We start from the raw sequence: 21,002 nt of genomic DNA on the forward strand, positions 1-21,002 counted from the left end.
ACATACGCGTACGCGCCGGACGGGATGCCCTCACATCCCGTCCGGCGCGTCCGGCTCGAACGGCTCATACGCCGCGTACGGCTCGACTCCTACGGCCCCGGCGGCGGCAGCGACCGCCCCTCGCCGACCGCCAGCGGCCACAGGTCCGCCGGGTCGCGGCCGGTCTCCCGCCAGGCGGCGCGGGCCCGTTCGAGCGGGTCGAGCAGCGGCTCGCCCGACAGCGCGAACGTGCCCCAGTGCATCGTCGCCATCCTGGCTGCGCCCGCGTCGAGGCAGCCGCGCACGGCCTCCTCCGGGCTGACGTGCGCGTGGGAGAGGAGCTCGCGCGGTTCGTACGCGCCGATCGGCATCAGCGCCAGGTCGATGCCGGGGAAGGCCTCCCCGATCTGCCCGAAGTGCGGCCCGTACGCCGTGTCCCCGGCGAAGTAGACGCGGTGCCCGGGGCCGGACAGCACCCACCCCGACCAGAGGGTGCGGCACAGGTCGAAGGGGCCGCGACGGCTCCAGTGGCGGGCCGGGACGCAGCCGAACCGGACGCCGCCGAGCTCCGCCTCCTCCCACCAGTCCAGCTCGGTGACCTCGCCGAACCCGCGTTTCCTGAACCACCGTCCGAGCCCGGCGGGCACGAACACCGGTGTCGTCCGCGGCAGCCGGCCGATCGTGGCGGCGTCGAGGTGGTCGTAGTGGCTGTGGCTGATCACGACGGCGTCGACCGGCCCGACCGCGTCCCACTCCACTCCCGGCGGCGTGAGCCTGCTGCCCGCCCCGAGGATGGCGTCCGACCACACGGGGTCGGTGAGCACGGTGAGCCCGCCGATCCGTACGACGTAGGTGGCGTGCCCCACCCAGGTGGCCGACGTCGTGTCCGGCGCGGAGCCGAACCCGGCGTGCCGCTCGGGGTGTACGGGGATGAGCGCGGCCTGCGACTTGTCCGGCCGGAGCTTCCCCGCGACGACGGCGGCCAGCATGTCCCGGGGGCTCGGCAGCGGATCGGCGAGCCGGTGCCGGTACCCGTCGGCGCGGTCGCGGGTCGCCCCGAGCGGCCGCCGCACGATCTCGGGCCGGACCTCGGTCATCCGGAGACCGCCGCCTCTGCGGGGCGGGTGCCGAGGGCGCGCAGGGCCGCCTTGTCCAGCTTGCCGTTGGGCAGGCGCGGCAGGGCGCCGACGCGGACCACGCGGTGCACCCGGTCGGTCTCGGGGCCGTCCTCGGCGGCGAGTCGCTCCTCCCACGTGTCCTCGGCCCCGTCCCGTACCGCCACGAACGCCGTGGTCAGCAGCGGCCCGTCGGTGCCCGGTCCGGGGAGGCCGAGCACCGCGCACTCCCGGACGGCGGGGTGCGCCGCGAGGCGGCGCTCCACCCGGCCGGGCGAGACGAGGGCGCCCGCGTGGTGGTAGAGGTCGACGACCCGGTCGAGGACGTACAGGTCGCCCTCGGGCGAGAGCCGGCCCGCGTCGCCCGTGGCGAACCAGCCGTCCGGCCCGGCGGCCGGGGCCACCGCGAGCCGCCCCTCGGCGTCCGGCGAGACGTAGCCGAGCGCGACGTGCGGGCCGGAGATCTCGATCTCGCCGAGACCGCCGTCCGTGACCGGCTCCCGGGTCGTCAGGTCGACGATCCGGGTCGCGGCCTCCGGCAGGGCGGGGCCGACCGAGCCCTCGGGAGCGCCCGCGGCACCGGCGGAGTGGGCGAGGCCCGCCGTCTCCGTCAGCCCGTACCCCTGGACGAGGGGCGCGCCGAAGGACGCGCTCAGCCGGTCGGCGGTGGCGGGCGGCAGCGGGAGCCCGCCCGTGCCGACGAGCCGGACGTCCGGCAGGGCCAGGGCCGCCGGCTCGGGGTGCTCGGCGAGGCCGGCCAGTTGGAACGGCAGGGCGTAGAAGTGGGTGGCGCGCCGCTCCCGGGCCAGCCGGACCGCGCCGGCCGGGTCCGGGCCCGCCGCGAGGAGCTGGGTGGCACCGGCGGTGACGGCGGCGTTGAGGTGCATCGGGTGGTAGAGCGGCAGCGCGTTGAGGACGACGGCGTCCGCGCCGACGCCGTGCGCCGCGCCGATCTGCCGGGCGCCGGTGAGCAGGTTGCGGTGGGTGAGGGCGACGCCCTTGGGCCGGCCGGTGCTGCCGCTGGTGAACATGATCGCGGCGATGTCGTCGGGTGTGGTCGGGGCGCTTTCGTACGCCGGCACGTCGCTCCCCGGCGCGTCGCTCTCCGCCGCGTCGTTCTCCGCCGCCTCTTCCGCTCCCGGCAGCTCCTCGAAGGTCACCACGGCCCGCAGCGACGGCACCGCCGCCAGCGCCGGGCCGACCTTGGCCCGTACATCCGCCGCGAGCACCACGGCCGCCGCCCCGACGGAGCCGAGCAGCCCCTGCCAGACGGGCGGCGGGAGGAAGGGGTTGACGGGCGCGACGATGTGACCGGCGCGGGCCACCGCGTAGTAGACGGCGGGGAAGTCGGCTCCGAGGACCGAGGACACCGCGACGACCTCGCGCCGCCCGGTGCCGAGCAGGGCGACGAGCCGGGCGGCGATCGCGTCGACGCGCGCGTCGAGCTCCGCGTACGTCAGGGCGGTGCCGGCGGCCTCCACGGCGACGTGCCGCCCGGACCGGCGTGCGGCCTCGCGCGGCAGCTCGCCCAGCAGGACCGGCGCCCCCTCCGAGAACCCAAGACGCTGTACGACCACGACGACTCCCCCATTTCCCTTCACCCGGCAGATTCCGGAAGCCTCTCCAGCCGCCCTTGAGCGGGCGTCGAGCGGTGGTGAACAAGGGCCGCCCGAGCGCCCGCCGAGCCGCCGGGGCCAGCCTGCACCCCCACGCCCCGCGCACCCGGCGCGCCGCGCCCGGCGCCCAGCACTCGGCGCCCGATGCCCGACGCCCGACGCCCGACGCCCCGACCGAGGAGCCTTCGTGTCCGCTACCGCCGCCGCCCGCCGCCAGTCCCTCCTGGACTTCTACGCCCGCCAGATGCACGCCGCCGACGGCGACGACGTCGACGCGTACGTGGGCACGTTCACCGACGACACCGTCTTCCGGAGCAACGCGCTGCCCGGCCCGGTCCAGGGCCGGGAGAAGATCCGCGCGGCGACCCGCAGGCTGGGCGAGGCGCGCCGCGCCGACGGGGTCGTACGGCGGCACCTGCTGACCTCCCTGGCCGTGACCGAGCTTGCGGACGGCGCGCTGGCCACCCGCGCGTACGTGCTCCTGGTGGAGACGGCCCGGGAGGGCGCCCCGCAGGCGTACCTGAGCACCGTCATGGAGGACGAGGTGGTCGCGGCGGACGGCGGGTGGCAGGTGCGCCGGCGCGACGTGCTCCGCGACGACCTCCCGCCGCTGGGGGATGTCGCCGCGGCCTGACGGCGGAAGCGGGAACGGCAAGAGAAACGGGGCGGAACCCTTACTCCAGGGTTCCGCCCCGCTCCGCGTCCCGCGTCTCCGGTCACTCGGGGACGTGCGCCACCGCCCGGGTCCAGCCCGCCCCGGCCCGGGCTATCTTGACGGGGAAGCAGGTGACGGTGAAGCCGAACGGGCGCGGCAGGCTCTCCAGGCCGGCGAGCCGCTCGATCTGGCAGTACTCGACCTCCCGGCCGGCGAAGTGCGCGGGCCACAGCACGTCGCGGTCGCCGGTCTCCTGGAACGTCTTGATGATGTGCCCGAAGGGGGCGTCCAGGCTGAAGGCGTCGGTGCCGATGACGCGGATGCCCAGGTCGAGCAGGTAGCGCACGGCCGAGCCGTCGAGTCCGGTGAAGTCGGTGAAGTAGCTCTGGGTGCCGACGCGGGCGGCGGCGCCGGTGTCGAGCAGCACGATGTCCAGCGGCTGCGGCTCGTACCCGATGTCGGCCACGGCCTTCCGCAGCCGGTCGGCGCCGACCGTGCCGGTGCCCGCGTCCCGCAGGTCGAGGACGAAGGCCGGGCGGTGGAACCAGTCGAGCGGCATCTGGTCGATGGTGCGGGGCACCCCGTAGGTGCCCCGCGACCCGTAGTGGGCGGGGGCGTCGACGTGGGTGCCGGTGTGCGCGGTGAGGGTGAGGAAGTCGTTGGTGAGGAACTCCCCGTCGGGCAGCACCGAGGTGTCGAAGTCGACGCCGAACACCCGCTTCATGCCCTCGGCCATGTGCCGGGCGCCCTCCTCGGCGGACATGATCGTGTGGGTCACGGTGTCCGGCTCCCAGAACTCGCCGTCCACCGGCGAGGAGAGATCGATCAGAGGCATGGGCATGCTCCTTGGCAGTGGGCGGGCGGAGGCCGGGCGGCGGAGGCCGCCGAATCCCGCGATCAGGGCTCGGGCGGCCGCTCGCCATCGTCGGACGGCGTCCTCGTACGCCCCTGGAGGGACTGTGAACCGGCCGCTCTTCAGCAGCGGCCGAGCCCTCTTCGAGGCGCCCCGGCGACCGTGGTGGCGGGGCACGGGCCGACCGCGTCCGCCGACCGCCCCACCACCGGAGGGAACACCATGCCGACCGTCCAGTCCGACGCCCCCGCCACCGGAGCGCAGACCGAACTCCGCCACGAGGTCGAGGAGTTCTACGCCCGGCACTTCCAGGCCGGGGACGGGGGCGACGCGGTCGCCTGGGCCGAGGGCTTCGCCGTGAACGGCTCCTTCAGCTCCAACGCCCGCCCCGAGCCGGTGGTCTCGCGCGCCGTCATCCTGCCCGCCGTCACCGCGATGTTCGCGGCCCGTACGGCGGAGGGCGTGCAGCACCGGCACATGCTGACCCAGCTGACCGCCGAGCCGCGCGAGGACGGCACCGTGCTCACCCGCTCGTACGTCCTCGTGACCTCGACGGCCCGCGAGGGCGGTCCCACCCTGCTGGCCAGCACCCTCGTCACCGACGTCCTGAACCGCGAGGACGGCGCGCTGCGCATCCTCAGCCGGCACGTCGACCGCGACGACCTGCCGCCGACGTCCGCGCTCTGATTCGCCGGCCGCACCGCGCGCTCACCCGCACACCCACCCGACTCCGTGCCCCGGTCCCATCCCCCGTGACCGGGGCACGGTCATGCCCGCGAAGGCGCACGGCGGACGGCGAAAAGGGGCGGGGCCCGGCCACCTTCCGGTGGTCGGGCCCCGCCCCTCTACCGCCCCGTTCAGGCGGCGACCGCCACGGCCTCCGCGCCGTTGACCAGGTCGAGCAGGAGCGCCGGCGTCTCCGCCTCGGCCACGACGTCGTCGGGGAGGGCCACTCCGAAGTCGCGCTCGATCCGGCCGGTCGCCTGGAGCAGGGCCAGCGAGTCGTAACCGAGCTCCACGAAGGGGGTGTCGAGGATGTCGCCCCCGAGGTCCACGCCCTCCTCCTCGCCCGCGCTCTCGCGGAGGATCTGCAACAGGGTGTCAAGCGTCAGCCGGGCCATGGTGGAAGTCCCTTCCCTACAGGCTCTGTTGAGCCACTTGATAAGCTTTTTGATTTCTTACAAGGAGATTCTCGGCCGTCTTCCTCGACGACCGATCGAGCGGATCTGAACACTCCGCATCTCCCTCCTGCCGGGTGTCGCGCACCGCGAGACCCACCAGGTGGGTGCCGCCCAGCGGCTGGGTCGTGAACCGCCAGGCCGGGTCGGCCACGGGCGTCCCGTCGAACCGCAGCAATTCCGCCTCTCCCCCGTCCGCCTTGCCTCCGTCCGCCCCCTCTCCCCCGTCCGCCCCCTCTCCTCCGTCCGGCCGGAAGCCGAAGGACGTGAAGGGGAGCAGCCGCCCCTGGGCCAGGGCCTTGGTGTACGCCTCCTTGAGCACCCAGAGCCGCAGCAGCCGGGCGTCGCGCTCCGCCTCCGGCAGCCGGGCGAGCGCGTCCCGTTCGGAGGGTGCGCACATCCGGGGCTCCAGGCCCGTGTCGTACAGCCGGCGGCCCGCGTCCTCCACGTCGACGCCGACGCCTCCGACGACGGTGACCGCGACGCACAGCAGGTCGCCGGTGTGGCTGAGGCTGAGCGCGACCCCGGGCCTGCCGCGTACGAGGGGGCGGCCGGTGAGTCCGTAGGCGAGTTCGAGGCCGTCCGGCGCCGTCCGCAGGGCCTGCGCCGCCGTGTACTTGAGCAGCAGCCGGCCGGCGGCGAACCGCTCGGCATCGGCCCCGTGCCGGGCCTCGTACCGTGCCCGGTCGTCGCCGAGCAGCGCCCGCAGCCGCGCGGGGTCGGTCAGGCCGGGGTGCCACGGCGCCACCCGGGACCACGCGACGGCGGTGCCGCAGCGCGCCAGGTCCCGGGCGACCGGCGCCCACGGCCCGCGGGGCCCCGGTACGTGCCGGGGTACGGGCGCGGCGGCGAGCTCTGGTGCCGGGCTCATCCCGCGAGCACCCGGTCGTCGAGGTCGTAGCTGCGGGCCTCGGCGGCCCGGCGCAGGACCTCCTCGCAGAGGCCGGCCTCGACCCCGGGCGGGAGCGGCGGGGCGGACCTGCCGAGGCGGCGCAGGATCCGGTGGAGGGCGACGGCGAGCCAGCCGGGGTCTGCGGCGCGGGTGTCCGGGGGGCTCTCCCGCCAGACGCCGAAGCCGGCGGCGGCGGCGAGCAGCAGGGCGTACCTGTCGGTGAGCGGGAACACCCGGGACGGGTAGGGGCCCGCCCCGAACCTGCCGAGGCCGGCGCAGGCCTCCTGGAGACGGACGGTCTCGGCGGCGAGCAGCCGGAGCTGGGCCCGGAGCGAGCGGAGTACGGGATCGTCGCCGGCGAGCCGGTGCTCGCCGGGCGCCTCGGCGAGGAGGGCGCAGAGCCCGTCCCGGCCGTCGGCGGCGGTGAACACGGCGGGGTCCAGGGGCGGCAGCACGGGCCCCGGGCGGAAGAGCGCGGCGGGCGGGGGCGCTTCGCCGGTCCAGCGGCCGCTGCCGATCCATCCCAGGTGCTGGGCCATGACGGTCTGGCAGACAACGTTGCCGACGTGGCCGAAAGTGACCGTGGGGAAGTCCCGTACGTGCTTCTGGAGGATGGCGTAGGCGCCGTCCCGTGCGTGGAAGGCGCCGCCCAGGATCACGGAGAGGGCGTTGAGGTTCTCCTCGACCCCCGCCGGGACGAGGTACTTGGCGGCGGCGGCCAGCACCGGGGAGCCGCCCGGCAGCAGGTGGAGGGCGCGGGCGGCCGTGCGGGCGAGGGCGTCGGCGAGCAGGAGGTCGGCGAAGGCGCCCGCGACGGCGGTCCGCGCGTACGAGACCTGCGGCAGCGGACGGCTGAAGGGCCGCTGCTCCGTCGCGTAGAGGGCGGCGGTGCGCAGGGCGGTGTCGGAGACCCCGATGACCATGGACGGGACGGCCGCGTGGATGAGCGGGAAGACGGAGAGGCTGTGGCGCACGCCGCCGCCCCAGCTGCCGAGCAGCGCGGTGCGGGGCAACGGGCGCTCGGTGAACTCCAGGCTGCCGACGCGCAGTCCGCGCATCCCGGCGGCCGGGCGGGTCTCGCCGCGGCGCACCCGCGGGCCGGTGAGGGCGGCCGCGTCGAGCAGGAAGAGCGAATGCCCGCGTCCGGTGTCGTCGCCCTCGTCGGTACGGGCGAAGGCGACGACCAGCCGGGCGTCCTGGGCGTTGTGGACGGCGCGCTTGCGGCCGTCGAGCCGGTAGCCGTCGGCGGTGCGCCGGGCGTGCAGTTCGTCGCTGACGAAGTCGTTGCCGTGGGCGAACCGGTGGTACGCGATGGTGGCGCGGCCCCCGTCGAGCAGGGCCTCGGCGGTCCTGGCCCGCTGGGCGTCGTCGCCGAAGGCCCAGACCGCGGTGGCGGCCATGAAGGAGGTGAGCGCGCTGCCGACGCCCAGTGCGGCGTCGCGGCGGAACAGGGCGCGCAGGACGGGCCCGAGCTCGTCGGTGCCGTGCAGCCGGCCTCCGAGGGAGGCCGGCACGAACTCGGCGTTCAGACCGAGGCGGTCGTAGAGCGCGACGCCCGCCGGGGGCAGGACGCGCTCCTCGTCGGCGGCGAGCACCGCGGCCCAGCCGACCGGGTTGGCCGGGTCGCGGGGATCGCCGAGCGCGGCTTCGACGGCGTCGATCCGCACGCCGACCGGGACCGCCGGCCCGGTCCCGCCCAGCGTGCTCATGGGGTCACGCCCGGGCGGCCTCGGCGTACGCCTTGGCGTGCCGAAGCGTGGTGGAGCTGTTCGTGCCGAGGGCGTGGCGCACGAGGGACCGGGCCTCGGCGAGCGTCGCGCTCTCGCCGAGGGCCTGCCGGACACCGGCGGGGTCCAGGGTCACGGTGTGCCAGGAGGTGGCCGTGACCTCGTCGCCGTGCTGGACGATGGTCCAGCGCCCGGTGTGGCCGGCCATGACCGGCGGCACCTTCAGCTGCTTGTAGACGAGCAGGCCCCGCTCGGGGAAGCTCACGCGGACGGACCGGGTGTTGTGGAGGGAGCCGTCGGGGCTGCGGGTGTCCATGTCGAGGACCTGGATGCCGCCGTCCTCCTCGGTGAAGCGGGTGGCGGCGACGTGCGGCAGCCGGTCGGGCCACTGGTCGGCGCGGTCGAGGAACGCGTACACGTCGCGGGCGGAGCCCTGGATCCGCTCGCTGTCGCTGAAGGTGAAGGTCAGCTCCTCCCCCTCGCCGCCCGCGGCGGCCTGCTCGGCGGTGTCCCGCAGGGCGGCCAGCTCCTTCACGCTGTTGGTCCCGACGGCCCTGGCCACCCACTCGGCGGCCTCGGGGTCGTCGTCGACGACGGCGTAGTCGTGCAGCAGGACCACCCGGCAGCCGCCGGCCCGGTCCTCCTCCACGCGCCATTCGCCGCCCATCGTGGCCACCGGCGCCGAGGAGACGACCTGGCGGAAGACGATCGTGCGCGCGGTGCGGTCCAGGGTGCGCCGCGAGGCCCAGGAGCGGACCTCGCCGTTGGCGAAGGCCCAGATGCGCAGGTCCTGGTCGGTGCCGTCGTCCTGGGTGACCTCGGCGTACACGGTGGGGCCGAAGACCTGGGGCCACCGGGTCACGTCCGCCACCAGGGCGAAGACCTCCTCGGGCGGGGCTGCGACGACGGTCTCGTGCCGGGTGACGTGGACGGTCGGGGCGGTCGGGGCGGTGGTGGTCAAGGCGGACTTCCTTCCGGGGGCGAGGGCCGGCGCCACCGCAGGGGGCGGCGCCGGGAGAGGGTGCGGGCGGCCGGGGCCGCCGCGTGCGGGTCAGTAGTTGCCCAGGCCGCCGCAGACGTTGAGGGCCTGCGCGGTGATCGACGCGGCGGTGTCGGAGGCGAGGTAGCCGACGAGGCCCGCGACCTCTTCCGGGGTGGAGTAGCGGCCGAGCGGGATCTTCGCCTGGAACTTCTCCAGGACCTGCTCCTCGGTGGTGCCCCAGTGGTCGGCGTACCCCTGGCGCACCCGGCCCGCCATGGGCGTCTCGACGTAGCCGGGGCAGACCGCGTTGACGGTGATGCCGGCGCGGGCCTGGGCGAGCTCCAGGCCGAGGGCCTTGGAGAAGCCGACGACGCCGTGCTTGGAGGCGGAGTACGGGGCGGCGAGGACGACGCCCTGCTTGCCGCCGGTGGAGGCGATGCTGATGATCCGGCCCGCCTTGCGCTCCAGCATGCCGCCGGTGGTGAGCGCCTCGCGGGTCAGGCGGAAGACGGCGTTGAGATTGGTCTCGATGACGTCCTCCCACAGCTCGTCGGAGAGTTCGGCGGTGATGCCGCCGCCGCCCCGGCCCGCGTTGTTGACGAGGACGTGCAGGGGGCCGAAGCGGTCGACGGCGGCCCGGACGACGTCCTTGGCGTCCTGCTTGGAGGTGACGTCGGCGCGGATGCCGTCGGCCTCGTGGCCGGCGCTCCGCAGCTTGTCGACGACGGCGCGGACGTCGTCCTCGTTGCGGGAGCAGACGAAGACGGCGTGCCCCTGCTCGGCGAGGAGTTCGGCACAGGCGAGACCGATTCCGCTGGTGCCGCCGGTGATGAGGGCTACGCGGCGCCCGCTGTTGCTGTCCATCTCTGGTCCTCTCGCTCTCGCGTGGAAGGGGTGGTGGGGTCGACGGGGACTACGGGGGCCACGGGGGCTCCGGGATCGACGAGGCCGTCCGTGGGGGCGCGGTGCCCGAGCCGATGCCCGTGCTCCCGCAACTTCCGTGCCACGGCCGCCAGTTGCTTGATGTCGAGCGGGGCTCCCGCCCGTACCGGGGAGAGGGGTACGACGGCCGATCCGTTCCGCGTGACGGCGGGGTGGCGGCGGGCGAGCATGGAGAGCCCTTGGCCCGGGCCCGCCTCGACGAGGAGGAAGGGGCCGCCGCCGACGGGCCCTTCGCCGTCGAGGAGGTGGCTGAGCGCCGGTCCGAAGAGCACGGTCCTGGCCGGCTGCATCGCCCAGAACCCCGGGTCGCTCAGCTGTGGTTCGGCCAGGGCTCGCGTGGTGTATCCGGAGACGACGACGGTCCGCGGCGCCTTGTAGGCGATCCGCTCGTACGCGGGCCGGGTGCTCGCGCAGGCCGCCTCGACGGAGGGGCTGTGGAAGCCGGTGGTGGCCTTGGCCCGCATCCAGGTCAGCTTGCCCGCGTCGAGGGCGTCGGTGACGGCGGACAGGTGGGGCTCGGGTCCGGCGATCATCACCTGGGAGGGCGCGTTGACGGCGCCGACGACGACCTGCGAGGTGAGCCAGGGCGTGAGCAGCGCCGGGCTCGCGGCCACGGCGGCCATGCCGCCGCGCGGGGCGGTGGCGAGCGCCCGTACGCGGGCGTCGAGCGCGGCCACCGCGTCGGGCAGGTTCATGATCCCGGCGAGGACGGCGGCCGCGTACTCGCCGGCGCTGTGCCCGACGAGCGCGACGGGCCGGACGCCCCAGGAGGCGAGGAGGGTGCCGTAGGCGACGTCGAGGGCGAAGAGGAGGGGCTGGGCGCGGGTGACGTCGTCGATGTCGACGAGCGGCCGCTCGGCCAGCCAGTCGTCCCGCACCCGCCGCCCCTCGGCCCCGAGCAGCCCGAGGACCTCGTCGACGACCCGGGTGAAGACCCCTTCGGTGCCGTAGAGGCCGTGGGCCATGCCGGGGTACTGGGAACCCTGCCCCGGCAGCATGAGGATGACGGGGGTGGGCGCCGGCGCACCGGCCGGGGTGGGCGCCGCCGCGTCCACCGAGGTCGACGCCGCCGCACCCACCGAAGTGGGCGCCGCGCCGTTCACCGGGTGCTCCCGCTCCCGCGTAGCACGACGGCGCTGTTGAAGCCGCCGTGGCCGCGGGCGACGACCAGGGCCGTGCGGAGCCGGGCCTCGCGGGCGGCGCCGGTGACCAGGTCGAGGCCGTACGCGGGGTCGGCGGCGTCGACGTACGGGGTCGGCGGGATCACGCCGTCGCGCAGGGCGAGCAGCGCGGTCGCCGTGTCGAGGGAGCCGCCGCCGGCGAAGAGCCGGCCGGTGCCGGCCTTCGGCGCGGTGACGGGCACGCCGCGGGCGCCGAAGACGGCGACGAGCGCGTCGGCCTCGGCCCGGTCCCGGTCGGGCACGCCGGCCGCGTCGGCGAAGACGACGTCCACGTCGGCGGGGGCGGCCCCGGCCTCGGCGAGGGCCGCGCGGATCGCCCGCTCCAGGCCGGGGGGCCGTCCGGAGCCGGGCTTCGGGTCGAGGGTGGCCGCGTATCCGGCGATCTCCCCGTACACCTGGTGGGCACCGCGGGCGCGGGCCGCCTCGGCCTCCTCGACGACGAGGAGCGCCCCGCCCTCGCCGGGCACGTAGCCGGACGCCTCGGCGGAGAACGGCAGGTAGGCGCGCTCGGGGTCGTCGACGCGGCTCAGCTCGCCGGTGGCGATCTGGGCGACCCAGCCCCACGGGCAGAGCGCCCCGTCGACGCCGCCGGAGACGACGAGGCCGGTGCCGCGGCGCAGCTGGCGCCGGGCGTGGCCGAGGGCGTCGATGCCGCTGGCCTGGTCGGTGACGAGGACGCCGCTGGGGCCGCGCAGGCCGTGCCGGATGGATATCTGGCCGGTGTTGACGGCGTAGAACCAGGCGAAGGACTGGTAGGCGGAGACGTACTCCTTGCCCTTGCTCCACAGGTTCTGGAGCTCGCGGTGGCCGAACTCGACGCCGCCGCCGGAGGCGCCGGTGATGACGCCCATGCCGTACTCGTCGAGCGCGGCGGTGTCGACGGCCGCGTCGGCGAGCGCCTCGTCGGCGGCCTTCAGGGCGAGCCGCGTCATGTGGTCGGTCTGCGGGATGAGCCTGCTGGGCAGGTGCTCGGCGGCGTCGAAGCCGTCGACCTCGCCGGCGATCCGCGTGGGGTACTGCGTGGCGTCGAAGCGGGTGAGGGGGCCGAGACCGCCCTGCCCGTCGAGCGCGGCCTTCCAATAGGCCTCGACGCCCAGGCCGTTGGGCGCGGTGACGCCGATGCCGGTCACTACCGCGGTCACGGGTTCCTCCTGTCGGGGTCGGCGAGGACCATCGCGGTCTGGAAGCCGCCGAAGCCGCTGCCGACGCTCAGGACGACGTCGGTGCGGTGGTCGCGCGCGGTCAGCGGCACGTAGTCCAGGTCGCAGTCGGGGTCGGGGTTGTGGAGGTTGGCGGTGGGCGGGACCACGTTGTGCTCGATGGCGAGCGCGCAGGCCGCGATCTCCAGGGCGCCGATCGCGCCGAGCGAGTGCCCGATCATCGACTTGATGGAGCTGACGGGTACGTCGTAGGCGTGGGCGCCGAGGCTCCGCTTGAAGGCGGCGGTCTCGTGGCGGTCGTTCATCTTGGTGCTGGAGCCGTGCGCGTTGACGTAGTCCACGGCGTCCGGGGAGATCCGGGCCTCGCCGAGGGCGCGGTCGATGGCCTCGGCCATCTCCCGTCCGTCGGGCTTGAGTCCGGTCATGTGGTACGCGTTGCAGCGCGAGGCGTAGCCCGCGATCTCGGCGTAGATGTGGGCGTTCCGGCGCCGGGCGCTCTCCAGCTCCTCCAGGACGAGGACGGCGGCGCCCTCGCCGAGCACGAGGCCGTTGCGGGTGAGGTCGAAGGGCCGGGAGGCGGCGTTCGGCTCGTCGTTGCGCGGGGTGGTGGCGTGAATGGCGTCGAAGCAGGCGGAGGTGATCGGGGAGATCGGGGCCTCCGTCGCTCCGGCGATCATCACGTCGGCGCTGCCCTCGCGGATGAGTTCGGCGGCGTGCCCGAGGGCGTCGAGGCCGGAGGTGCAGCCGGTGGAGACGACGGCGGAGGGGCCTTCGGCGCCGGCCTGCCAGGCGAGTTCGGCCACCATGGAGCTGGGCACGAAGTGGCGGTAGAGGTCGGCGACCGCGTACTCGTGGTCGACCTCCCACTTGCGTCCGCCGTCGCTGACGACGACGTACTCGCGCTCCAGGCTGGTGGTGCAGCCGACGGCGTTGCCGAGGGTGGAGCCGATCCGGCCGGGGTCGTGGGCGGAGAGGTCGAGCCCGCTGTCGGCGAGGGCCTCCCGGGCGCTGACGACGGCGAACTGGGCGGCCCGGTCGAGGCGCCGGATCTCCTGGGGGCTGAGCCCCGCGGCGCGCGGGTCGAAGTCGACCTCGGCGGCGAGCCGGGAGCGGAACGGCGAGGCGTCGAAGTGGGTGATGGTCCGGGTGGCGGAGCGGCCCGCGGTCAGCAGCTCCCAGTAGGCCTTGACGCCCACGCCGCCCGGGGCGACGGCCCCGATGCCGGTGATGACGACTCTGCGGGTCACGGGCGCACCCCCGCTCGGCTGCGGAGCGCCTCGGCGGCGGCTCCTCGCACGACTCGTACGACTCGGGTCACTTCTGTGGTCCTTCCACGTGGGTGGATATGAGCGGGGCGGCGGGAACGGGAGGGGCGGCGGGCGGCACCGACGGGACGACGGCACCACCGGAGGCGACGGCGCCACCGGGTACGGCGGCACCACCGGGAAGGGCGGCACCACCGGAGACGGCGACGGCACCACCGGGAACGGCGGCGTCACCGGGAACAGGCACCGGCGGCGGCACCGGCGGGGTGTCGAGGACGCGGACGACGGCACAGGACCAGGTGAATCCGGCCCCGATGCCGGCGAGCAGGCAGAGCTCGCCGGGCCGGAGTCCGCCGGTGGCGGCGAGGTGGGCGAGGGCCGCGAACTGGTCGGCGGCGCCCAGGTGGCCCACCGTGCGGCCCCAGTCGAAGACGGTGCGCTCCTCGGGGATGCCGTAGGGCTGGAAGAAGGCGGCGTCGAGGCGGCGCCATCCCAGGTTCGGCAGGACGAAGCGGTCGATCCGGTCCAGGGTCACGTCGGCCTCGGCGAGCGCCCTCTTGAGGGCGGCGCGCTGGCCGGCGGCGACGCGGGCGACGGTGAACGACATGCCCGCCCCGCCGACGTAGGCCCGCTTGTGGCGTTCCATGTCGACGACGGGGTGCCGGACGAACGGCGCCGTACCGAACGGGTCGTCGCCCCGGTGCATGCCCTCCAGGTCGGAGTCGGCGACGGTGGCGAGGCTGAGCAGCCGGGCGAACCCGGCGCGCCGGGAGAGTACGAGCGCGGCCCCGGCGTCGCCGTAGAGGGTGCCCGGGTCGGAGCGCCACCGGTCGAAGGCCGGTTCGCAGAACCGGTCTCCGGCCGTGAGCAGCGCCGCCGACCTGCTGTCGCCGCCGAGGAGGTATCCGGCGGCGAGGTCGAGCGCGGCCATGCCGCCGTTGGACATCTGCCGCACTTCCAGGGCGGGCCCGTCGCCGCACGGCACCTCGCGCTGGATGTACGAGGCGGGCGGCCACAGGTCGTGGCCCTGGTAGTGCACGGTGGCGTGGAGCAGCAGGTCGATGTCCGCGGGGCCGAGCCCGGCGTGGGCCATGGCCTGGCGGCCGGCCGCGGCGGCGAGCACCGGTCCGGGTTCGGACGCGGACACCGCGACGCTGTCCATCCGCATCTGCCGGGCGGTGCGCTCGTCGATCCGCCCTTCGGCGACGGCGTCGCGCACCCGGCGGGTTGCCGGGACGCGGCTGCCGACCCCGGCGATGAAGATGTCGCGTTCGTACCTCAACTGGGTCCCTCCACAGGGATGGTCGGGCTGTGTACGGGGGCGGAAGGTCAGCCCCGCGCGCCCACCGGCTCCTTGACGGGGCGCTCGGCACCGGCGCCGGAGGCCTTGACCTCGCTCACGCCCTGCTCACCGGAGCCGGCCACCTCCTTGCGTCCGTCGAGCCACAGCGACCAGACGGCCGCGGCGGCGACGGCGCCGGCACCGATCCAGAGGGCGGTGACCATGCCGTCGACGAAGGTGTGGGCGTCGGTGTAGCCGCCGTAGGAGGCGAAGACCGCGGCGAGCGCGGCCACACCGAAGACGCCGCCGAGCTCCCTGATGGTGTTGTTGACGCCGGAGGCGATGCCCTCGTCCTCGCGGCGTACCGCGCCGAGCGCCAGGTTGGCGGCGGGGCCGAAGTAGAGCCCCATGCCGAGCCCGTTGAGCACGAAGGCGGGGAGCAGCGTCAGGAACCCGGAGGTCTCGGTGACGGTGGCGGCGATGAGCGCGAGGCCGGCGGCCTGGAGCACCATGCCGGCGATCACGATCGGCCGGCCGCCGATCTTGTCGGAGAGGACGCCGCCGATGGGCGCGGCGATGAGCGTCATGCCGGTCCAGGCGAGCAGCCGGACACCGGCGCCGAGCGGCGAGGCGCCCTGCACGGTCTGCACGTACTGGGTGACCAGGAAGATCGAACCGAACATGCCGAAGTACATGAGGAGCGAGACGCCGTTGATGGCGTTGAAGCCGCGGTTGCGGAAGAGGGAGAGCGGCATCATCGGGTGCGTGGTCCGGCTCTCCCACACGAGGAAGGCCACGAGCGAGAGGACGCCGACGGCGAAGCTCCCGAGGACCCGAAGGCTGGTCCAGCCGGCCGCGTTGCCCTCGACGAGACCGAAGACGAGACCGAGGATGCCGACGCTGGCGAGGACGGTGCCGGCCAGGTCGAGCGGCTTGCGCTCGCCGTGGCTCTCGGCGAGCCAGCTGGGCGCGAGGGCCAGCAGGGCGATGCCGATCGGCACGTTGATCCAGAAGATCCACTGCCAGGTCAGGTAGTTGATGACCACGCCGCCGACGACGGGCCCGAGCGCGACGGCGAGTCCGCCGACCGCGCCCCAGATGCCGAGCGCGGCTCCGCGCTTCTCCGGCGGGTACGCGGCCGAGAGCAGCGTCAGCGTGAGCGGCAGGACGATCGCGGCGCCGACGCCCTGCACACCGCGCCCGGCGATGAGCATCCCCATGCCGGGGGCGAGCGCGGACATCACGGAGCCGACGGTGAAGACGGCGATGCCGAGGGTGAAGAGCCGCTTGCGCCCGAACCGGTCGGCGACGACCGCGGCGGACAGCAGGAGCACGGCGAAGACCAGGGTGAACGAGTTGACCGTCCACTCCAGGGCGCTGAGGCTGGCGTGGAGGCTGTCCCGGAGCTCGGGAAGCGCGGTGGTGACGACCAGGTTGTCCAGGGACACCATGAACACGGCCACCGCGGCGACGGCGGCGGTCCGTCCCGGATGGCCGTGTGTCACCCCGGAACCTGTGGGCGGTACGTCGATGGAGGCCATCGTGGGAACCCTCTCCTTCTTCACAACGTCGACTGCTGCCGTGAAGAAAGGTCACCCCGGGCGATAGCGCACCACTGGAGCACTTCTGAAGCGGCCCGGTGGCCGGATTCAGCAGGAAACGACACCACCCCCCGGAGTGCACGAGAGCCGCCCCTCCGGTCCCCCGGGGTGGGGAATCAGAGGGGCGGCTCCGGTACGAGTCCCGACGACGTTCCGGGGCTCAGCCGGCGAACCCCGGGACCACCAGGCCGGATTCGTACGCGATCACCACCGCGTGGGTCCGGTTCTGTGCACCGAGCTTGGTCAGCACGTTCCCGACGTGCGTCTTCACCGTCTCCAGGCTCACCGTGAGCGACTCCGCGATCTCCGGGTTGGACAGGCCGGTGGCCATCAGCCGCAGCACCTCCTCCTCCCGCCCCGTCAGCGCCGCCCTCGGCAGGGCCTCGGCGGAGTGCAGCGGTCGGGGTGCGACCATCCGGCGCAGGGTCGCCGGGAAGAGGATCGCCTCCCCCGCCGCCACCACCCGCACCGCCTCCGCGATCTGCCGGACCGGAAGCCGCTTCAGCACGAACCCGCTGGCGCCCGCGCTGAGCGCGGCGGTGACGTGGTCGTCGTTCTCGAAAGTGGTGATCACCACGACCTTCGGCGGTTCGGCCGACCCGGCGAGGAGGTGCCGGGTGGCCTCGATCCCGTTGCGGCGCGGCATCCGTACGTCCATCAGGACCACGTCCGGACGCAGCCGCCGTGCCTGTTCGACCGCCTCGACGCCGTCGGCGGCCTCGCCGACCACCGCGAGCCCCGGCTGTGCCGCGAGCAAGGTGCGCAGACCGCTGCGGGTCACCTCGTCGTCGTCCGCGATCAGGAGGGTGACGGGTGTGCTGCCGGTGCCGGTCATGGCGACAACCGTACGGGGAGCCGGACGGCCAACCGCCAGTGCCGCGGCCCGTCCGGGCCCGCGTCGATCTCGCCGTGCAGCAGTCGCACGCGCTCGGCGAGGCCGGGCAGGCCGTGCCCGGACGTGGGGAAGGCGCCCGGCCCCGTGCTCGTACGCGGCCCGTCCCCGGTCCGGTTGACCACACCGAGCTCCAGCCGGTCCGGCGCGGCCGCCACGCGGACCTCGATCGGACCGCCCGCTCCGTGCCGCATCGCGTTCGTCAGCCCCTCCTGAAGGATCCGGTAGGCCGCGCGGGAGAGCGTCCCCCGCACCTGCGCCGGGTCCCCCGACAGCTCCAGCTCCACCACCGCGCCCGTGTGCCGCAACCGGTCGAGCAGCTCGGGCAGATCGGCCAGGGTGCGGGTCGGCGCCGTCTCGGCCTCTCGTTCGCGCAGGACGCCGAGGACGTAGTCCAGGTCCTCCAGCGCGGCCCGGGACGACTCCTCGATGCTGCGCAGGGCGGCCCGCGCCGCCACCGGGTCGGCGGAGAGCGCCTCGCCCGCCACCGCCGCCTGGATCGTGGTCGTCGTGAGCGTGTGCCCGATCGAGTCGTGCAGTTCGTGGGCCAGTCGGTTGCGTTCGGCCAGCCGCAGTTCCCGCTCGGCCGCCAGCGCGAGCCGCTCGGCCGAGGACGGCCCGAGCAGCCGGGGCGCCGACCAGCGCAGGGCCTTCGTCACCACCACGCACACGCTCGCCGCGAGCAGCAGGCAGCCGAGCGCGACCGCCCAGCTCTGCCAGCCGCCCTCCACACGTACCGTCCGGCCGAACAGGCTCAGCCCCACCTCGGCGTCGAGCCAACCCCCCGGAAGGGTCAGGCCCGCGAAGAGCAGCACGCCGCTCGCCAGTGCTCCCGTCCATCCGAGCGCCACGTGCAGCAGCAGCCAGAGAGGAGTCCGCCAGCGGTCGACGCGGGACGGCACGGCGGCAGCGGCAGCCGTCCCGTCGCCGGGCCGGCTCGTGGGCGTACGTACGGCGACGGGATCGGGCAACGACACCCTCAGCAGCCGGCGGGCGGACACGACCAGCACCCGCCGCGTGGTGCGCGCGAGACCGACCAGGCCGATCAGTGCCGCCCAGCCGAGCAGGACCACGACGATCTGCACGCCCTCGGGAGCCGAGCGCCACGCCAGCGCCGGCAGCAGCGCGAAGGAGAGAAGGGGAAGGCTCGCCAGGACGGCGCCGTAGGCGAACAGCGCACCCGAGTACGTGGAGCGGCGCAGCAGCGGCCGAAGTCCCTTGATCATGATCGGCCAGTATCCACGGGCGGCTCACGCGCGGCCTCCCCCGATCGGGGGAGCACGCTCTCCCGCTTTCCCGCGATGTGCGCCGGAGCCCCGGAATCCATGATCGTGCCCTGCCCGGTCGACGGGCGGCTCAGCCGACAGCACCCCACGATTCCCCTGGAGTTGACTCATGCGTGAGCAGACCTGGCACGGGCCCCGTACCTCCACGACGCGGCGCCGCGGAGTGCTGGCGGCCGCGGCCGCGGTGGCCGTCGCCGTCATGACCACGGGCGCCCTGGCTCCGGCCACGGCATCCGCCGCCCGGCCGGACACCGTCCAGCAGGGCCTGAACGAACTGGTGCGCGACGGCCGACCCGCCGCGCTGGCGACCGTCCAGGGCCCTGACGGCCGCACCCGTACCTACACCGCGGGCGTCGGCGACCTGGCCACCGGTGCGAAGGTGCCGAGGGACGGCCAGGTGCGGATGGGCAGCAACACCAAGACGTTCGTCGCGGTCGTCGTGCTGCAACTGGTCGGCGAGGGGAAGATCGCCCTCGACGCCTCCGTCGACACCTACCTCCCGGGCCTCGTACGCGGGAAGGGCAACGACGGCCGCCGCATCACCGTCCGTCAGCTCCTGCAGCACACCAGCGGGCTTCCCGAGTACGGGGACCGGATCAGCGACGACGAGATCGCGTACCGGTACTTCGAGCCTCGCGACCTCGTCGACATCGCCCTCAAGCACAAGGCCGAGTTCCGGCCCGGGACGAAGTGGAGCTACAGCAACACGAACTACGTCCTGGCCGGCCTCATCGTCCAGAAGGTCACCGGCCGCCCCCTCGCCGAGGAGATCGACCGGCGCGTCGTCCAGCACATCGGGCTGCGCCACACCTACTTCCCCGCCCCCGGCGACAGGACCATCAGGGAACCCCACCCGAAGGGCTACCGCGTGATGCCGGCGGGCGAGCCGCTGCGCGAGTACACCGAGATCGACCCGTCGGCAGGCTGGGCGGCGGGCCAGATGATCTCCACCAACTCCGACCTCAACCGCTTCTTCACCGCGCTCCTCGACGGCGACCTCCTCCCGGCCGCCCAGCTCGCCCAGATGCGCACCACCGTCCCGGTCGGCGACACCGGCGCCCACTACGGCCTGGGCCTCATGAGCAGGAAACTGTCGTGCGGCGGCGTCTACTGGGGCCACGGCGGCGACATCGTGGGATACGAGACCCGAGGTGGAGCGACCGACGACGGCTACGCCGCGAACATCGCGGTGACGAGCATCCCGGCCGACATCTCGGGCACGAGGCGCGTCGAAACCGTCGTGGACACGGCCCTCTGCCGCCGCTGACGCCGCCTCGCGCCGGGGATCGGCTCGCCGGTGGCCGACACACGAGAAGGGCCCCTGACCAGGCATCAACCTGATCAGGGGCCCTCCCCACGTGGGCCGACAGACGAGTCGGGCTGTACGCCGGGTTCTGTGCCCCGGGACCTCGCGGTCGTCGGGGCGACGGCCATCCATCTAGGACCGGCGTTGCCGCCGGCCTCCTGCGGTCTACCCGCGGACTCGGGCGAGCAGCCCTCGAACATCCGCGCAGGGACACCGGAGTGTCCCCTCTTGACCTTGCTCCGAGTGGGGTTTACCTAGCCGCCTGAGTCACCTCAGGCGCTGGTGGTCTCTTACACCACCGTTTCACCCTTACCGAGGGCCGAAGCCCCCGGCGGTCTGTTTTCTGTGGCACTGTCCCGCGGGTCACCCCGGGTGGCCGTTAGCCACCACCCTGCTCTGTGGAGCCCGGACGTTCCTCGGGAAGATCCGAGGATCTCCACGCGGCCGTCCGCCCGGCTCGTCTGCCGTGCCGACCATGCTACCCGCCGTTTCAGAGGAAGTCGGCCGTCTCCAGATCGAAGCCGAAGGGCTCGGGGAGCGGCAGCCGCTTGCCGAAGGCCACCATGTGCGACTCCTGGTAGTCGCCGCCTTCAGGCTCCCTGAAGAGGGTCAGACATCCGGTGTCCCGGTCCACCAGAAGGTAGAGCGGGATACCTCCCCGGGCGTAGCAGCGACGTTTGGTCTCACGGTCCGCCTGCGGACGCGTCGAAGTGACCTCGAGCACCATGGCGACTCCCTCGCAGGGCATCCACGAGTCGGCGGCCCGGTACAGGCGCAGCTCTCGCGGCGCGAAGGTGCCGTCCGGGATGACATGGTCCCGCGGACTGTCGGGCACGTCCTTCAGCGTCAGCCCCTTGTTCCCGGAGAATTGCATCCGCTGCCGGGAGCGCCCGTACACCTGCTCCACGATCAGTGCGATGTAGTCCTCGTGCTCCCCGTCCGGCGGCGGCGTCACGACGATCTCCCCCTCGATCAGTTCCGCGCGGAAGCCCTCCGGCGTCCCCAGCGCCAGGAAGCCCTCCAGCAGGAACTCCGCCTGCGTGAGCGGTTCGTGCGGCATGGCAGTCATGTCGTGATCGTCGGACATCGA

19 protein-coding genes and 1 other RNA gene are annotated in these 21,002 nt (G+C 74.3%); 3 read left to right on the top strand and 17 right to left on the bottom strand.

The window, feature by feature from the left end; all coding sequences use genetic code 11:
* Positions 1-89: 89 nt before the first annotated feature.
* Positions 90-1,076, bottom strand: coding sequence for an MBL fold metallo-hydrolase (locus tag ACFC0G_RS19345; RefSeq protein ID WP_376404724.1), 987 nt, complete (start codon positions 1,074-1,076; stop codon positions 90-92).
* A complete protein-coding gene (locus tag ACFC0G_RS19350; protein WP_376404726.1) occupies positions 1,073-2,671 on the bottom strand; it encodes a class I adenylate-forming enzyme family protein in 1,599 nt (532 codons plus the stop codon). The genes ACFC0G_RS19345 and ACFC0G_RS19350 overlap by 4 nt, the downstream gene beginning before the upstream one ends.
* Before the next feature lie 226 nt (positions 2,672-2,897).
* Between ACFC0G_RS19350 and ACFC0G_RS19355 the strand changes: the two genes are divergently transcribed.
* A complete protein-coding gene (locus ACFC0G_RS19355; protein ID WP_376404729.1) occupies positions 2,898-3,344 on the top strand; it encodes a nuclear transport factor 2 family protein in 447 nt (148 codons plus the stop codon).
* Between the two features lie 82 nt (positions 3,345-3,426).
* On the opposite strand, the gene ACFC0G_RS19360 is transcribed toward ACFC0G_RS19355, so the two are convergent.
* Positions 3,427-4,200, bottom strand: coding sequence for a cyclase family protein (locus ACFC0G_RS19360; RefSeq protein ID WP_376404731.1), 774 nt, complete (start codon positions 4,198-4,200; stop codon positions 3,427-3,429).
* Positions 4,201-4,440: 240 nt separating this feature from the next.
* Between ACFC0G_RS19360 and ACFC0G_RS19365 the strand changes: the two genes are divergently transcribed.
* Entirely contained in the window at positions 4,441-4,905 is a 465-nt protein-coding gene (locus ACFC0G_RS19365) for a nuclear transport factor 2 family protein (RefSeq protein ID WP_376404733.1), read from the top strand.
* A gap of 170 nt (positions 4,906-5,075) precedes the next feature.
* Here ACFC0G_RS19365 and ACFC0G_RS19370 read toward each other — a convergent pair whose 3' ends face one another.
* From ACFC0G_RS19370 to ACFC0G_RS19425, 12 genes are all read right to left on the bottom strand, one after another.
* Complete coding sequence (locus ACFC0G_RS19370; protein WP_376404735.1) at positions 5,076-5,339, bottom strand: acyl carrier protein; 264 nt, start codon at positions 5,337-5,339, stop codon at positions 5,076-5,078.
* A gap of 16 nt (positions 5,340-5,355) precedes the next feature.
* Positions 5,356-6,267, bottom strand: a complete 912-nt coding sequence (locus ACFC0G_RS19375; RefSeq protein ID WP_376404737.1) for a 4'-phosphopantetheinyl transferase family protein — start codon at positions 6,265-6,267, stop codon at positions 5,356-5,358.
* On the bottom strand, positions 6,264-7,997 hold the full coding sequence (locus ACFC0G_RS19380; RefSeq protein ID WP_376404739.1) for an acyl-CoA dehydrogenase family protein: 1,734 nt from the start codon (positions 7,995-7,997) through the stop codon (positions 6,264-6,266). The genes ACFC0G_RS19375 and ACFC0G_RS19380 overlap by 4 nt, the downstream gene beginning before the upstream one ends.
* A 4-nt stretch (positions 7,998-8,001) precedes the next feature.
* A complete protein-coding gene (locus ACFC0G_RS19385) occupies positions 8,002-8,976 on the bottom strand; it encodes an aromatase/cyclase (RefSeq protein WP_376404741.1) in 975 nt (324 codons plus the stop codon).
* Positions 8,977-9,066: 90 nt separating this feature from the next.
* Positions 9,067-9,861, bottom strand: a complete 795-nt coding sequence (locus ACFC0G_RS19390; RefSeq protein ID WP_361970487.1) for an SDR family NAD(P)-dependent oxidoreductase — start codon at positions 9,859-9,861, stop codon at positions 9,067-9,069.
* Positions 9,834-11,042 (bottom strand): acyltransferase domain-containing protein, encoded by a 1,209-nt coding sequence (locus tag ACFC0G_RS19395; protein WP_376404744.1) that lies wholly within the window; start codon positions 11,040-11,042, stop codon positions 9,834-9,836. Before ACFC0G_RS19395 ends, ACFC0G_RS19390 begins: the two co-directional genes overlap by 28 nt.
* Positions 11,039-12,262 carry a ketosynthase chain-length factor gene (locus tag ACFC0G_RS19400; RefSeq protein ID WP_376404745.1) on the bottom strand — a complete coding sequence of 408 codons (1,224 nt, stop codon included), beginning with the start codon at positions 12,260-12,262 and terminating at the stop codon, positions 11,039-11,041. The genes ACFC0G_RS19395 and ACFC0G_RS19400 overlap by 4 nt, the downstream gene beginning before the upstream one ends.
* A complete protein-coding gene (locus ACFC0G_RS19405; RefSeq protein ID WP_024758999.1) occupies positions 12,259-13,527 on the bottom strand; it encodes a beta-ketoacyl synthase in 1,269 nt (422 codons plus the stop codon). The genes ACFC0G_RS19400 and ACFC0G_RS19405 overlap by 4 nt, the downstream gene beginning before the upstream one ends.
* A 67-nt stretch (positions 13,528-13,594) precedes the next feature.
* On the bottom strand, positions 13,595-14,827 hold the full coding sequence (locus ACFC0G_RS19410) for a ketoacyl-ACP synthase III family protein (protein ID WP_376404748.1): 1,233 nt from the start codon (positions 14,825-14,827) through the stop codon (positions 13,595-13,597).
* Between the two features lie 47 nt (positions 14,828-14,874).
* Positions 14,875-16,368: a DHA2 family efflux MFS transporter permease subunit gene (locus ACFC0G_RS19415; protein ID WP_376404750.1), complete on the bottom strand. Its 1,494-nt coding sequence runs from the start codon at positions 16,366-16,368 to the stop codon at positions 14,875-14,877.
* 220 nt (positions 16,369-16,588) lie between these two features.
* Entirely contained in the window at positions 16,589-17,263 is a 675-nt protein-coding gene (locus tag ACFC0G_RS19420; RefSeq protein ID WP_376404752.1) for a response regulator, read from the bottom strand.
* Complete coding sequence (locus ACFC0G_RS19425) at positions 17,260-18,546, bottom strand: histidine kinase (RefSeq protein ID WP_376404754.1); 1,287 nt, start codon at positions 18,544-18,546, stop codon at positions 17,260-17,262. The genes ACFC0G_RS19420 and ACFC0G_RS19425 overlap by 4 nt, the downstream gene beginning before the upstream one ends.
* Before the next feature lie 169 nt (positions 18,547-18,715).
* Here ACFC0G_RS19425 and ACFC0G_RS19430 point away from each other — a divergent pair, with 169 nt between their 5' ends.
* The gene (locus tag ACFC0G_RS19430) at positions 18,716-19,873 is read left to right on the top strand and encodes a serine hydrolase domain-containing protein (protein ID WP_376404756.1); all 1,158 of its coding nucleotides are present in this window, start codon (positions 18,716-18,718) and stop codon (positions 19,871-19,873) included.
* Between the two features lie 100 nt (positions 19,874-19,973).
* Here the strand turns inward: ACFC0G_RS19430 and rnpB are convergent.
* An RNA gene (gene rnpB, locus ACFC0G_RS19435) (RNase P RNA component class A) lies at positions 19,974-20,372 on the bottom strand.
* A 30-nt stretch (positions 20,373-20,402) separates the two neighbouring features.
* Entirely contained in the window at positions 20,403-20,981 is a 579-nt protein-coding gene (locus ACFC0G_RS19440; RefSeq protein ID WP_376404758.1) for a Uma2 family endonuclease, read from the bottom strand.
* Between the last annotated feature and the right edge of the window lie 21 nt (positions 20,982-21,002).

Source organism: Streptomyces sp. NPDC056169, from assembly GCF_042268445.1.
Taxonomy (GTDB): Bacteria; Actinomycetota; Actinomycetes; order Streptomycetales; family Streptomycetaceae; genus Streptomyces.